Here is a 15018-nt window from a genome sequence, read left to right as displayed (position 1 = left end):
TATGACACCAGAAGATAACATTAACGAGCAAAACAGAAAGTTGAGAGAAATGGATTACAATCCCGGCGAAGATATCTTTAACCGCGAAGACCACGTTCCTTTGGATGGCGACGGAAATCCCATCAATGATCCAAGTCAAGTGAATGACGAAATGCCTTTCGGACTAGATATTCCAGGTGCAGAAGATGATGATAATTTTGAACAGATCAACGATCAGTTGCCCGACGAAGAAAATAATTATTACAGTCAAAGCGACAACGAAGATGACCACGAAGAACAAAACGAAGACCTCATCGAATAAAAACAAAAGCTTACTGAATACAGTAAGCTTTTTTATTTCTAGTTTTCAAAGATTCTTGCTGGCTTTTTATTTTCATCAATAGCGACAAGAGTAAAATCTCCTGAAACCGCTTTTTCGCGAGTGTCAGCATACATTTCCTCGATGAATATTTCGATATTGACTTTTACGCTGGTATTCCCAACATATTTTACTTTTCCAATCAATTCTACCAAAGTATCTGCAGGAATCGGTTTTTTAAAATCAATTCTATCACAACTTACCGTTACAAAGGATTTTCTGGCAAAACGAGTGGCGGTCATAAAAGCCACCTCATCCATCATTTCCATTACTTTTCCTCCGAACATTGTATTGTGGTGATTCGTAGTATTTGGGAAAACCACTTTGAAAACACGCGTTTCCGATTGCTGGATTTTGTCTTCGTAATTCATTTCTTGATAGCTTTAAAGTTGTGTACTGGAATCATTTTTTGAAGCTGCAAATATAAGTGATATCAATTTATCAGAAACCGTTTGATGATATTTTCAAATTGAATATCTTTAAAACTTTGAAAATCGAAACTTCACTATGACTTTCCAACAACAAATCCAACAAGGAATTCCAACAGAATTACCTCAACCAAAACCATACGAACCCAATATCAACCACGCACCGAAACGTAAAGAAATCCTTTCAGACGAAGAAAAAAAACTCGCTCTGAAAAACGCTTTACGATATTTTGAACCCAAATTCCACGCAGAATTATTGCCGGAATTTAGGGATGAACTGGAAAAATACGGCAGAATTTATATGTACCGCTTCCGTCCCGATTATGAGATGAAAGCCAGAGATATTGCCGAATATCCTGGAAAATCTGAGCAGGCAAAAGCCATTATGCTGATGATTCAGAACAATCTGGATTATGCCGTGGCGCAACATCCGCACGAACTGATTACTTACGGTGGAAATGGTGCGGTGTTCAGCAACTGGGCGCAGTATCTTTTGACAATGAAATATCTGTCTGAAATGACAGACGAACAGACATTAACAATGTATTCCGGTCATCCGATGGGATTATTTCCTTCGCACAAAGATGCGCCGAGAGTGGTGGTGACGAACGGAATGATGATTCCGAATTATTCCAAGCCGGATGATTGGGAAAAATTCAATGCGTTGGGCGTTTCTCAGTACGGACAAATGACTGCCGGGTCTTATATGTACATCGGTCCGCAGGGAATTGTGCACGGAACGACGATTACCGTTTTGAATGCTTTCAGAAAAATCAATAAAGAACCAAAAGGCGGATTATTCGTCACTTCTGGTTTAGGCGGAATGTCCGGAGCTCAGCCAAAAGCCGGAAATATTGCAGGCTGTATTACGGTAATTGCAGAAGTGAATCCAAAGATTACAAAAATCCGTCACGAACAGAAATGGGTGAATGAAATCCACGAAAATCTGGATGATTTGGTTGCAAGAGTGAGAAAAGCGCAGGGAAATCAGGAAACGGTTTCTTTGGCTTACCTTGGAAACATCGTCGATATCTGGGAGAAATTTGATGAAGAAAATTTAAGAATCGATATCGGTTCAGACCAGACTTCGCTTCACAATCCTTGGGCGGGTGGTTATTATCCGGTCGGAATTTCGTTTGAAGATTCCAATAAAATGATGGCAGAAAACCCTGAATTATTCAAAGAAAAAGTTCAGGAAACCTTGAGAAGGCACGCTTCCGCTATCAACAAACATACAGCAAAAGGAACGTATTTCTTCGATTACGGAAATGCCTTTTTACTCGAAGCTTCCAGAGCCGGAGCTGATGTAATGTCGAAAAATCCTACAATTGGAAGGGAGTTCAAATACCCTTCATATGTTCAGGATATTATGGGACCGATGTGTTTTGATTATGGTTTCGGGCCGTTCCGTTGGGTTTGTACCAGCGGAAAACCGGAAGATTTGCAGAAAACCGATGACATTGCCTGTGCCGTTTTAGAGGAAATGATTAAAACTTCGCCAGAGGAAATCCAACAGCAGATGAAAGACAATATCACGTGGATTAAAGGCGCTCAGGAAAACAATCTGGTCGTTGGTTCGCAGGCGAGAATTCTGTACGCCGATGCGGAAGGAAGAATGAAAATCGCTGAAGCCTTCAATAAAGCCATTGCCAACGGAGAAATTGGAGCGGTGGTTTTGGGAAGAGACCATCACGATGTTTCGGGTACGGATTCGCCGTACAGAGAGACTTCCAATATTTATGACGGGTCGAGATTTACGGCAGATATGGCGATTCACAATGTGATTGGCGACAGTTTCCGTGGGGCAACCTGGGTGAGTATTCACAACGGTGGTGGCGTTGGCTGGGGCGAAGTGATCAACGGTGGTTTCGGGATGTTGCTCGATGGAAGCGATGATGCCGGCAGAAGATTAAAATCAATGCTTTTTTGGGACGTGAACAACGGAATATCCCGACGAAGCTGGTCAAGAAATGAAGGCGCAGTTTTCGCGATTAAAAGAGCGATGGAAGCGGAACCAAATTTGAAAGTGACGTTGCCGAATTTTGTGGATGAGGGTTTGTTTTAAAACTTTTTAGATATGGAAAAACCTGCTGTGAGGCAGGTTTTTATGTAAATAATCTTCTCAAAATTTTATATTTTATCTCTAAAGAACAAGAGGTGAAAGTTTTCGATTTTGTAAATTTATGCCCATTTTAATATCTTAAATAATATAACTAAATCAAATCAATGACTCGAAATTTGAATATCTTTTTACGAATTCATTACATAACGCAACCATTTTTATTACATCATTTCTAATATCTTTTTTCATTCGATGATTTTGATAGATTATCTCATTATTTAAATAACTTATTTCAGTTAATAAATCATCAAAAACAATAAAGTAATCAGCTAAATTAAGCCATTCTTCTGTTTCAAAATATTCCTGCTTATAACTACCTTTAAATCCATTTACATACTCGTTGAAATCTCTTTCCTTAATGTAGTTATTATCGTTATCTCTATAAATCAAAAATAAATTTATTGCCTCACTGATTTTCTTTAAGTTCTTTAGGGTATATTTTGTTGGAATAGATTTTTCAAATAATACTTCAAGTTGATTAAAAACTTCTTTAATATCTATATCTAATCCTTGATTTTCCAAAAATGTGTTAAAATTAATTGAAACGAAATTATTCCCACCAGTATATCTAAAGTATTCATCTACTAATTCATATTTCGTTGAAATTGACTTTTTATTGCCTTTTAGAAGCCAATCATTTTTCTCATCGTTAGAAATAAAAATAATATCCTTATTAAGTTTCTTTCCTAATTCTAAAATACTTTTCCATATTAAAAAATCTCCTATACCATTATTTTCCTTTGATTTATCTTTATTTCCAGGTGGAATTTCATCTTCAATCCTTTGATTATATTCTTCAATTAATTCCTTTTCAGTTAAAGCTGTGGTAATAATAATCCCCTCGATAAAAGTTTCCTGATACATTTTTGTTAATGGATCTGTCCAATTCCAATTTGTAATATCTTCTTTTAATTCACTTAGGTGTTTTTTATAATCTTTAATATTCTCAATTATCTTCTCTCTGGTTCCTTCAAGGTTTTTATATGATTTTAGTTCTCCCAAAATTGGATATTCAAATCTTTTTATTGAAGGAAGTGAAGATAACATATTATCTATATTGGTAAATAAATCAGAGATTCTAAGTGATCTATTTTTTGCAAATTCTCTAAGTGTATGTTCAGGAATAAATAATCGATTCTTGGAAATCAAATCTTTATAAATTTTACCAATTTCTTCAATATTTTCTTTACCAATATTATATGGAGCTAATAAAGAGTTTGTATCTAATACGAAAACTGCTTGCTTAATAATATCTTTTGTTTTTTTTCCCTTTCTATCTAAAATTGATTTCCACTCCGGAAATTGTTTCTTGTAAATGAAATGTTTTTTGTTTTCTTCAGCCATTTTGTGAGTTTATTTAGCCTATGTTATTAGTTATATTATACAATCCTTAATGCCAAATATATAAAACAAACATTATAAAAATTCTATTATTTCAAAAGATTTTTTTGGATATCTTTTCAATACAAAATGTTCACCCGCTGTTGCGAGCATCCTTCTCGTACCCACAAATAAATAAATGCACGAGATTGAAGCTCGCGCTAGCAGAGGATAATAATGGAAATATTTTCCTACATTTAAAACAACTTATTTTTAATAGCCACCAATGAACACTAAAATCGATTTAAGAACACCTCTCATCACTACTAATTCCGAAGCTACTACTCCTTCGGAAACTTTTCAAAATCAAACACTAAGGCCTGTTTTAAAATTGCAAAACGATTTGTATCTGACTCTTTTTATGCATTATGCGAAGCGTCAAAAAACAGATTTTGACATGCTGTCAATAGCAAATAAAAAAACTTTCCTGCAACAGAGTTTACAAAAAGACGTAGGAATGAAAAACATTTTTATTGGAATGACTATCGGAATGTTTACAGAAGAAGAAATGGAAATCTATGTTTCGGATAGCAGAGAATTGAACCGGAGAATAATTACGATGTTGATTGAGCGATTACAAAGTCAGATCATATAGTATTTGTTAAAAGAATATTTTTTTTTTTAAATAGAATAAAATCAAAAATTGTAAAAATTTCCGCTCGCTGGTGCCAACATCTTGCTCGTACCCATTATTTGCTTGAGACACGAGCGTGAGTAGGGTTTCCCTAAAACGAGAAAAAAAATTAAAATTTTATTCCCAAACCATTTCAAATCAAAACCTCCCGCATCTGCAAACCCTCACAAACAAACTTAAAACAAACCTCCCACAACGCATTTTGTTTCAAAAACCTTGCTTCTAACCTCCTGCAATTGCAGGAAGTCTCCAGCAAGTTGCGGGAAACCTCAGGAAAACTTGTTACTTCTATCACTATTACAAATATTATAATCACATTTTCTATCTTTGGTTTTTTATAAATATAATGAACACATTAGAAGATATTCTCCAAAAGCAAACCGACGTAAAAGTGATTGACGCTTCCATCGACACCAAAGATTATGTGGCGATTGATCTCTCGGCTCCGCATACGGATACTTTAAATCTGGATCTTACCAATGCAGAAAAATTTGAAGAATTTATTGAAGAGCATCTATTAGAAAATAAGGCGAAAGTAGCTTTTGGCGGTTATCTGGAAAGGCGAAATCTGTATAAAAGAAGTGAAAATTTTAATGCCGAAAATACAGAAGAGAGAAACATTCATCTCGGTCTGGATTTGTGGATCAAAGCAGGAACTTCTGTGTTAAGTGCTCTGGATGGCACCGTTCACAGTTTTCAAAACAATACTTTCCTGGGCGATTATGGTCCAACGATTATTCTTCAACACCAAATAGAAGGCATTATTTTTTATACGCTGTACGGTCATCTCAGCTTGGAAAGTCTCGATGGAAAAAGTGAAGGTCAACCCTTAAAAAAAGGAGAAAAAATTGCCGAACTCGGAAAACCGCCTGTGAATGGCGATTATGCGCCACATCTGCATTTTCAGATCATCAAAGATTTAGAAAATAAAAAAGGCGATTATCCCGGCGTCTGCAGTTCAGAAGATCTCGATTTTTATAAAGAAAATTGCCCGGATCCGAATCTCTTGTTGAAGATTAAGGAGTAGCAGTATCAAATGATATTTTTAAGATTCATAATCAATCACACATCCAGAATTAATTATAAATAAACTTAATGAAAAACCTAGGAATCATCGGCTTCGGCTGGCTCGGCAATCACATAGCAGAAAGATTATCAAACCGATACCACATCTTCGCAACCACCACAACTCCATCCAAAGCCGAAGACCTGAGCTCCAAAGGTTATCACGCAACTTTAGCCAGTTTCCCGAACGAATTGGATTCCGAGATGAAACCGTGGGAAGTAGCAAAAGACTTAGATGCCATCATCATCAGCGTTCCGTTTTCAGGACTTCGGGGTGCGCAGATTCCGATGAATGACAAACGTCAAAACCTGCTCAATTTCTTGGGCGATTATAAGGGTCAATTGTTTTTAATGAGTTCGACTGGCGTTTATCTTCAGACCGAAAAAGAATTTGCCGAACACGATCAACTCACACAGGAAGTAGAAAGCGAAAATTTCATTTTAGAAAAATTCCCTCAAACCAATATTCTGAGATTAGCAGGATTAATGGGTGATCAAAGGCTTCTCAAGAATTACAACATTTCCAACCTCGATTTGCTGGTTAATCATATTCATTACGCTGATATCTGTAGTGTTGTGGAAAAAATGTTGGAGAATCAATCTCAATCCAAAGTTTACAATATCGTCGCACCCATTCATCCGAACAAAGAGGAAGTGATCAATGCACAGAAAGATTTGCCTTACAATGGTGAACGCGCCACCACAGGCAGAACCATCTCACCCGCAAAACTGATTCAGGAATTGGATTTTGAGTTTCAATATCCCGATCCGCGATATTTTCATTTGTAAAAAAAAGCAAGTGGGTTTCCAACCTTTTTCAGAATAGTGCATCTTAAACATTAAAAAGCATTATTATGAAAATTACTATCCCAAAACCGTGTCACGAAAACTGGACGATAATGACGCCCGAAGAAAAAGGCAGATTCTGCCAAGTCTGTTCCAAGAGTGTGAGAGATTTCACCACCGCGACTGATATGGAAATAATGGCGGATCTTACCGAGAACCCCAACATCTGCGCTAGTTTCCGCCCCGATCAGCTGGACAGAAACCTCAGCTATTCTTTCCTCAATTCTCTGTTTGCAAAATTTGCCGTTAGCTTTGTACTCACCTCCGGCGGCATTGTTTCGGCACAAACGCAACCTAAGGTGAATCCTCCAACAAAAACAGATGTTCCTGTCCAAGTCAAAGGAGAAGTAGCACCAATTTCGAGTCCTAAAACAACACCTGTTCAAAGAGACCAGGATACACCCTTAAGACTTGGCAAGCCTTTATACATCAACGAAAATAATCTACCACTATATGTTCTAGAGGGAAAAATGATTACCAACAAACAATTTCAGCAGATTGATCCAAATAACATCAAGAATCTTAAAGTTTTAAAAGGCAAAGACGCTACTTCCAAATATGGTGCAAAAGGGAAAAATGGTGCGGTAATGATTACTCTGAAAAGGAAAGAAAAATAAATTTTACGTTCATATTTATCTGCTTTAGATTATCAAATATCTTTATCTTAGCAAAGCGCAACCGATTGCACAAAATCATTATTTATGAAATCAACGTTTCTATTGATACTAAATTTAACAGTGTTGTCTTGTACCGCACAGACAAAAGATACTTTAGCAGAGAAAGTATTGTTGTATCAACTGCCTAATGGTGGTTGGGGAAAGCAGCTGGACAAAAAGGCGGTGGACTACAGTTTACCCATCAACAAAGCCTTGTTGAGCAAAATAAAAGCTTCCGGAGACGACCACGCCACCATAGACAACAATGCGACCACGAAAGAGATCACAATCCTCATTAAGGCCTACGAATCTACCAAAAATCCTACCTACATTAAGTCTGCAGAAAAAGGAATCAACTATCTCCTGACGATGCAATATGCCAACGGTGGTTTCCCTCAATACTATCCCAACTCTGCTATCTATCGAAAGCAAATCACTTATAATGATAATGCAATGATTAATGCTTTGAGCATTTTATACAACGTTACGGAAGGCAAAAATGGTTTTGAAGTTATAGATGAAAATTTAAAGACTAAATCCCAATCAGCCGTTGCAAAAGGTATAGACTGCATCCTGAAAACGCAGTTCGTCCAAAAAGGAAAACCAACCATCTGGGGAGATCAATACAACGAAATCACTTTGAAACCAGAAAAAGCAAGAGCTTTTGAACCCGCTTCACTGGCAAGTGCAGAATCGGTAAGTATTGTTAAATTTTTGATGATGCAACCTGCGACTCCTGAGATTGAGAAAGCCGTAAAGTTTGCAATCCAATGGTTCAAAACCAATAAAATAGAAGGGTACAGCTACAACGTTGTAAAGAAAGATAACAAAGCTGTAAGAACTTTGGCAGAGGATAAGAACTCTGTCATTTGGGCAAGATTCTATGATTTGGAAACGAACAAACCAATCTTCGGCGACCGAGACGGAAGCGTCAAATACAATTACAACGATATCTCAGAAGAAAGAAGAAATGGCTACAGCTGGTTTGTGGACAGTCCACAAAAACTGATTGAAAAAGATTACCCGATTTGGTTGGAAAAGAATCAATTGACTGAGTAATTTTCTGAAATTCAAATTATTTTCTTAATTTCATATTTCATCGCAATAGTTTAATCTATAAAAAAAACACTATGAAACTAACGATTCCAAAACCGTGTCACGAAAACTGGGACACAATGACGGCGAGCAAAAAAGGCAAATATTGCGAAATTTGCAGTAAAACAGTCAGAGATTTCACCAATAGTTCTGATGAAGAACTTTATCAAGAAATCAAATTGAACAGTAATATTTGTGGTAACTTTAGAGATGATCAACTGAACAGAAATATAGCATTGTCTATTTTCGGAAAATTTGCAATGGGTTTAGTAGCAACGGTTGCCTTTTCAAATACCACAGATGCACAAGAATTAAAAACAGACGAAGAAATAAAAAGAATCGATTTTAAGAAAGGTTTTAGCGGTCTCCGTAAAGTGAATGATACAATTGGGGTTTCTGGTTGGCTAGGTATGCCATCTAAGGAAGATATTGAATCTACACAACCAAGAATTTTTCTAGACGGTTTCAGAATTTCTGAGGATAAAATGAAAAAACTAAATCAAGAAAATATAGAATCAGTTAAGATTCTTGATGAAAAATCAGCAACAGCAATTTATGGAGAAAAAGCTAAATATGGAGCAGTTGTAATTACTTCAAAAAAAATTAAAAGCAAAGCTAAATAATCTTAAAGATTCAAATTTGGTTGTAAAGTTGGAATCATTCTTGAACCTCATTCATAAAAATCGTTCATTATGGAAACAAGTACAATCAAAACCATCGCAAAATACGGATTAGGTGCAATGTTGATTTCTGCAGGAATCGGACATCTCACCTTCGCTAGAAAAGAATTCCAAGCCCAAGTTCCGGAATGGGTGCCATTGGAAAAGGATGACACTGTAGTTTATTCAGGAATCGTGGAAATCGCAATGGGTGTCGCAGTTATCGCAACACCAAAGAAATATGAATCGCTTGTTGGAAAAGCAGTAGCTGGATTATTCACCGCCGTTTTTCCTGGGAATTATACTCAATACAAAGAAAGAAGAAACGCCTTCGGACTAAACACAGACAATAAAAGGTTCGCCAGATTATTTATGCAACCCGCTTTGATTGCTTGGGCATTGAAGTCGACGGATGGTAAATAAAACATCTATACTATTAAAGTCTTCGACTCCGCTCAAACTGAGATATATCGAAAAGATTATTTTAATGTCATGTTGAACTCAGCCGAATCATCTGCAATACTTTCAAATCAAAACTCAGCAATCGGTTGAGTTTTTTTGATTCCTGCATAGAATAAATCTATGTTAACAAACACCAAGAATCAATCTTTATCTCTAAATTTATATTTCGAAAAATCGAATTTGATTTCACATTAAATAAAAAACTATGAGTTCAGTACAAAGCAATTTCAACAATTTATTCAAATCAGAAAACGAAATCCCGGAAGAATATAAAGTTCCCATCATCCATCAGAGAGAATATCTTCTCAATGGCGAATTAGTACAATGGAACGGCGATGTTACAGAAATCTATTCGCCGGTTTGCATCCCAACAAAAAACGGATTGGAAAGAAAACTTCTAGGAAGCATCCCGAATATCGGTCCGAAAGAAGCATTGGATGTTTTGGATGCCTGTGTAAAAGCCTATGACAATGGACTTGGTGAATGGCCAACGATGTCTGTAGAAGACAGAATCAAATGTATGCAGAAGTTTGTTTATCTGATGATTAAAGAACGTGATCTGGTTATCAAACTCCTGATGTGGGAAATCGGTAAAACCCTACCCGATTCTACAAAAGAATTTGACAGAACTGTAGATTATATCAACCAAACCATTGATGCTTTGAAAGATCTGGACAGAGAGTCTTCCCGCTTCCAACAAGCAGAAGGAACAATTGCTCAAATCCGTAGAGCGCCGCTTGGTGTTGTGTTGAGTATGGGACCTTTCAATTATCCATTAAATGAGATCTTTACAACTTTGATTCCTGCCTTGATTATGGGAAATACGATTTTGTTCAAATTACCAAAACACGGCGTTCTCGCTCATTATCCTTTATTGAAAGCTTTTCAGGAAGCATTTCCAAAAGGAACAGTGAATACATTATATGGAAAAGGTTCAGAAATCATCACGCCAATTATGGAAAGCGGAAAAGTGAATGTTTTGGCTTTTATTGGTTCCAGTAAAGTCGCCAATGGTTTGAAAAAACTTCATCCAAAAGTTAATCGTTTACGAGCAATCTTAAGTCTTGATGCAAAAAACGCTGCGATTGTCACAAAAAACGCCAACTTGGATGTTGCTGTGAGCGAATGTATTTTAGGATCACTATCATTCAATGGACAACGTTGTACAGCTTTGAAACTGATATTTGTACAAAAAGATGTGGCGGAAGAATTTACTCAGAAATTAACAGCAGCTGTTTCGGCTATGAAAGGTGGATTGCCTTGGGAAAAAGATGTGAAAATCACACCACTTCCGGAAGTCAACAAACCACTATATTTGGAAGAATGTATTGCTGATGCTGTTTCAAAAGGAGCCAAAGTACTGAATGAAAATGGCGGTTACAACGAAGCTTCTTTTGTTTTCCCTGCCATAGTTTATCCTGTGAATGACCAAATGAAATTGTACCACGAAGAGCAATTCGGTCCAGTGATTCCGGTTGTGCCTTTTGATGATATTGATGAACCAATCGATTATCAAGTGAACGCAGACCACGGAATGCAGGTAAGTATTTTCAGCGAAGATCCAATGGAAACTTCAAAACTGATTGATGCTTTTGTAAACTTAGTAAGCCGTGTGAATATCAATTGTCAGGCGCAAAGAGGTCCGGACGTTTTCCCTTTCACAGGAAGAAAAGACAGCGCAGAAGGAACACTTTCTGTTTTTGATGCATTAAGATCTTTCTCCATCAGATCTTTGGTTGCTGCGAAAATCACAGATTCTAACAAAGAATTACTGAACACGATTGTCCGAGATCACGATTCTAATTTCCTGAGTACCGATTATATTTTTTAAATAGATTCTGAGATGATAGATAAAAGATATTAGACTTTATTATTCTCAATAAATTTAATCCGCAGTTGATATCAGCTGCGGACTTTTATTTCATCAATTGAATTGCACGCAGCTCGACTTGAACGGAAATCCTTTTTACGCAACGTAGTGGAGTGAAAAGATTGAGTTCGTCGAACCTAAAGGTTTGGGGAGTGGAAGGCGGATTAAGCTGCCCAAATTAAATTTATAAAATATTGCTAAAATTCTGGAATCGATTTCAGTATTGCTTTTTTTACAGTATTTTTGAAGTCTAAATTTCTGAATTGAAAAAATTAGATAGATATATAATCAAGACTTTTTTCGGACCATTTCTGTTTATCTTCAGTGTATTGTTCTTCATTTTTATTGTGAACATTATCTGGACTCAGATGTCGCAACTGACGGGAAAAGGTCTTACTTACTGGGAAATTTCTAAGTTTCTTTTTTATCTGGGAATCAATGTTGTGAGTATGGTTTTGCCGCTTACGATTTTGCTTTCTTCGATTATGACTTTCGGAGATTTTGGTGAGCGCTACGAACTTGCAGCGATGAAAGCAGCTGGAATTTCGCTGGTGCGTGTAATGTTGCCACTTTTTGTCACGGTTTCTTTTCTCGCCGGAATTCTGTTTCTGTTTTCAAACAATGTCATACCGGACTTCCAGCGGAAAGCGAAGAATATGATGTTCAATATCATCTCTTCCAAACCTGCCATCAACTTTACACCAGGCGTTTTTATAGATCAGATTTCTGGATACTCAGTAAAATTCGATAAGATTTCGGGTGTAAATGGCGAAAAGCTTGAAGGTGTTTTTCTTCATAAAAATGCGAGTCCTTATGATGATCAGCAGACGATTATTGCTACAACGGGGAAATTTGCCCCAGCTGTTGATAAAAATTATTTGAAACTGATTCTTTACAAAGGTTATGTTTTCACAGATAATATCACGAACAAACCTTATGAAGAAAGAAAAAAACAGCCCAATCAGTCTATAAAATTTGACAGTTTGGTGAATCATTTTGACATTAGTGAATTGATTAATAACGCTATCGAAAAAGAAAAGATTACAGATGATTACCGTTTCCAAACTTACACAGAAGTCAATGAAACTCTGGTAAAAAACAGAAAAGGTAACGTTGCAACGATGAATTCGATTGCGTCGCCTATTATTTCACAGACTAATAATTATGTGGAATATATCGATAAAACGAAAACTAAAGACAAAATAAAAGAGCCTTATAAAATAGACACTCTTAAAAAAGATAAGAAGCTGGAAGTTCTCTGGAACGCCTATAACAAAATTGATGCTTTGAAAGCTAGTGTAGATTCTAGCGAAAATGCCATCAATGACACCGTAAAACTGCACAATAAGATTGTTATGTACCAGCAGCGTATCGTTTCTTATTCTTTCACTTGTATCATTTTCTTTTTGATTGGTGCCAGTCTGGGTTCTATCATTAGAAAAGGTGGAATGGGATTACCGGTGGTCATATCCATCATTATTTTCATCATTTTTTATGTCCTGAATCTTACTGTAGAAAATTTATCCTGGAAAGGCGATATGGATCCTTATTTGGCAGCTTGGATTCCGAATATGGTATTATTCCCCTTCAGCTTGTGGTTAACTTATAAAGCGCTTACAGACTCACAGTTATTTGATATTGAAAAATACAAAGCGTTGTTCAAGCCTATCATTGATAAATTCGCAAAACCAAAAGAGCACCAGCGTTATCAATAATTAATCTTAGCGAAAAGAATAATATTAATTTATATTGATAATGTAGATCATATATTTTATTAGTATTATCTTCGTGTAAGAAAAATCTGATGCTATGAGAAAAATAGTTGTTGCTGTTTGTGCTATTGCCATTTTACAATCCTGTGTTGTTTCTACAGCTGCAAAAGTGGTAAAAGGCGTTGCAAAAGTTGGCTACAAAACGGTAAAAGGAACTGTAAAAGGTGTAAGCTGGGCCGTAAGCAAAGCGAATGGAAAAATAGATGAAGACCGAATAGACGGAACCTGGAAAGTGATTGGTGTCTACAAAGGTTCTTTTGAAACTTTCACTAATGATCAAAATCCGGACAGTTCTTTTGAAAGTGAATGTACCGAAGGCTTCGACCAGATTATTTTCAATTCTAAAAAATCGAAATTCAAACCAGTCCATTGCAGCACAGAAAAAGTAGATTGGGAAAAATATGATTTTGAATTCGGGAAAAACCCTTTAACCAAAGAAAAAGAAAACTACATCGAATATAATTCTAGCAATTACATTTCTGTAATCGATATCAACAGTAAAACAATGATTTTGGAAGGCAATCTGATGCCTAAGTTAGCTTTCTCTGGCGGGAAGTTATATCTTTTGGAAAAGGTGAAGTAAGATAAAAATTTGATCATAAAAAAACGACTAAAATAATTTTAGTCGTTTTTTAGTTTTACGGAATTCCGTAAATATTACCTTGAAAGATTTTCTATTTTTAATCAATTAATTTTTATCTTAGTGTAATTGACTTTTCAATAAAACTAATATAAACTATAACTCAAATTAAATGACCAATTTTGAAAATCCAGAATTGCAGATTCTCACCAACAAATCTCGCGCTGATAAAGCCATTAATTCTCTGAAAGGTATTTTGCTAGGTATTATTTCTGATGATATCATCGATTCGAAAGAGATGGAAGAACTAAATTTGTGGGCAAAAGATCACTATGATTTAGTCAACAGAAATCCTTTTCGGGAATTTATGTTGCTGATAGAAAATACAACTGCTAATGAAATTCCCACTAAAGAAACTGTCGAAGACCTTTATTGGCTCTGTCAAAAGTATGAGCATGACAGCATCTATTACAAAGGAATTACATCTGATCTTCAATTATTGCAAGGAATTTTTCACGGAATTTTGGCTGATGGAGAGATTAATGATAATGAAATCTATCAACTGCACCAATGGCTTTCTGAGAATGAACATTTGAATTCCTATTATCCTTATGACGAAATCAGAAGTTTAGTTTTGTCCATAGTTGCAGATAAGAAAATAGAGGAAGATGAAAGATTGGTTTTAACCGCCTTCATCAAACAATTTGTTGAATTGAAAAACTCTGAAGCCTCTGAGAAAATTAATACTTATACTGCAGATGTAAACATTTCAGGAATTTGTGCTATTGACCCAGAAATAATTTTTGAAAATAAAACGTTCTGTATTACCGGAATTTTGAGCAGGGGAACCAGAACGGAGCTCCAAAATGCCATTCAGAAAAAAGGCGGAATTTCAGTAAATTCTATTTCTAAAAAAACAGATTATCTCATTATAGGAGATACCAATAATGCTTGCTGGAGCTATTCCTGCTATGGTAGAAAAGTGGAAAAAGCTTTAGATTTAAGAAAGTCCGGGCACACGATTATACTTGTCCACGAGTTTGATATTTTCGATGCTATTTAAGATAAGTTGCGATAATTCATTAATAAAA

At 36.0% G+C, this 15018-nt stretch carries 15 protein-coding genes; 13 read left to right on the top strand and 2 right to left on the bottom strand.

The genetic code is table 11. The features are described 5' to 3' along the window. Window position 1: 1 nt before the first annotated feature. Window positions 2-301: a hypothetical protein gene (locus BUR19_RS04625; RefSeq protein WP_074233726.1), complete on the top strand. Its 300-nt coding sequence runs from the start codon at window positions 2-4 to the stop codon at window positions 299-301. Between the two features lie 38 nt (window positions 302-339). Here the strand turns inward: BUR19_RS04625 and BUR19_RS04620 are convergent, their stop codons facing one another. Then, window positions 340-729, bottom strand: a complete 390-nt coding sequence (locus tag BUR19_RS04620; protein ID WP_074233725.1) for an acyl-CoA thioesterase — start codon at window positions 727-729, stop codon at window positions 340-342. A gap of 136 nt (window positions 730-865) precedes the next feature. Here BUR19_RS04620 and BUR19_RS04615 point away from each other — a divergent pair, with 136 nt between their 5' ends. Further along, window positions 866-2851: a urocanate hydratase gene (locus tag BUR19_RS04615; RefSeq protein WP_074233724.1), complete on the top strand. Its 1986-nt coding sequence runs from the start codon at window positions 866-868 to the stop codon at window positions 2849-2851. A gap of 153 nt (window positions 2852-3004) precedes the next feature. Here BUR19_RS04615 and BUR19_RS04610 read toward each other — a convergent pair whose 3' ends face one another. Further along, window positions 3005-4252: a PIN domain-containing protein gene (locus tag BUR19_RS04610; RefSeq protein ID WP_074233723.1), complete on the bottom strand. Its 1248-nt coding sequence runs from the start codon at window positions 4250-4252 to the stop codon at window positions 3005-3007. A 262-nt stretch (window positions 4253-4514) separates the two neighbouring features. Here BUR19_RS04610 and BUR19_RS04605 point away from each other — a divergent pair, with 262 nt between their 5' ends. The 11 genes from BUR19_RS04605 (at window position 4515) to BUR19_RS04555 (ending at window position 14990) form a co-directional block, all read left to right on the top strand. Then, a complete protein-coding gene (locus BUR19_RS04605) occupies window positions 4515-4883 on the top strand; it encodes a hypothetical protein (protein ID WP_074233722.1) in 369 nt (122 codons plus the stop codon). 385 nt (window positions 4884-5268) lie between these two features. After that, the gene (locus BUR19_RS04600) at window positions 5269-5949 is read left to right on the top strand and encodes a peptidoglycan DD-metalloendopeptidase family protein (RefSeq protein ID WP_074233721.1); all 681 of its coding nucleotides are present in this window, start codon (window positions 5269-5271) and stop codon (window positions 5947-5949) included. Between the two features lie 68 nt (window positions 5950-6017). Beyond that, the gene (locus tag BUR19_RS04595) at window positions 6018-6776 is read left to right on the top strand and encodes a Rossmann-fold NAD(P)-binding domain-containing protein (protein ID WP_074233720.1); all 759 of its coding nucleotides are present in this window, start codon (window positions 6018-6020) and stop codon (window positions 6774-6776) included. A gap of 65 nt (window positions 6777-6841) precedes the next feature. Beyond that, window positions 6842-7450 (top strand): hypothetical protein, encoded by a 609-nt coding sequence (locus BUR19_RS04590; protein WP_074233719.1) that lies wholly within the window; start codon window positions 6842-6844, stop codon window positions 7448-7450. Between the two features lie 84 nt (window positions 7451-7534). Beyond that, the gene (gene pelA / locus BUR19_RS04585; RefSeq protein WP_074233718.1) at window positions 7535-8548 is read left to right on the top strand and encodes a pectate lyase; all 1014 of its coding nucleotides are present in this window, start codon (window positions 7535-7537) and stop codon (window positions 8546-8548) included. A gap of 71 nt (window positions 8549-8619) precedes the next feature. After that, complete coding sequence (locus BUR19_RS04580) at window positions 8620-9207, top strand: TonB-dependent receptor plug domain-containing protein (RefSeq protein ID WP_074233717.1); 588 nt, start codon at window positions 8620-8622, stop codon at window positions 9205-9207. A gap of 69 nt (window positions 9208-9276) precedes the next feature. Next, window positions 9277-9666: a DoxX family protein gene (locus BUR19_RS04575; protein WP_074233716.1), complete on the top strand. Its 390-nt coding sequence runs from the start codon at window positions 9277-9279 to the stop codon at window positions 9664-9666. Between the two features lie 244 nt (window positions 9667-9910). Continuing rightward, on the top strand, window positions 9911-11536 hold the full coding sequence (locus tag BUR19_RS04570) for an NADP-dependent glyceraldehyde-3-phosphate dehydrogenase (RefSeq protein WP_074233715.1): 1626 nt from the start codon (window positions 9911-9913) through the stop codon (window positions 11534-11536). 302 nt (window positions 11537-11838) lie between these two features. Beyond that, window positions 11839-13290, top strand: a complete 1452-nt coding sequence (locus BUR19_RS04565; RefSeq protein WP_074233714.1) for an LptF/LptG family permease — start codon at window positions 11839-11841, stop codon at window positions 13288-13290. A gap of 94 nt (window positions 13291-13384) precedes the next feature. After that, window positions 13385-13930 carry a hypothetical protein gene (locus BUR19_RS04560; RefSeq protein WP_074233713.1) on the top strand — a complete coding sequence of 182 codons (546 nt, stop codon included), beginning with the start codon at window positions 13385-13387 and terminating at the stop codon, window positions 13928-13930. Between the two features lie 169 nt (window positions 13931-14099). Further along, entirely contained in the window at window positions 14100-14990 is an 891-nt protein-coding gene (locus BUR19_RS04555) for a BRCT domain-containing protein (RefSeq protein ID WP_074233712.1), read from the top strand. Window positions 14991-15018: the final 28 nt, after the last annotated feature.

The organism is Epilithonimonas zeae, assembly GCF_900141765.1.
In the GTDB taxonomy this organism is placed as follows: Bacteria; Bacteroidota; Bacteroidia; order Flavobacteriales; family Weeksellaceae; genus Epilithonimonas; species Epilithonimonas zeae.
Note: the sequence above shows the minus strand (reverse complement) of the source record. Positions and strands in the feature narration are given on the sequence as shown.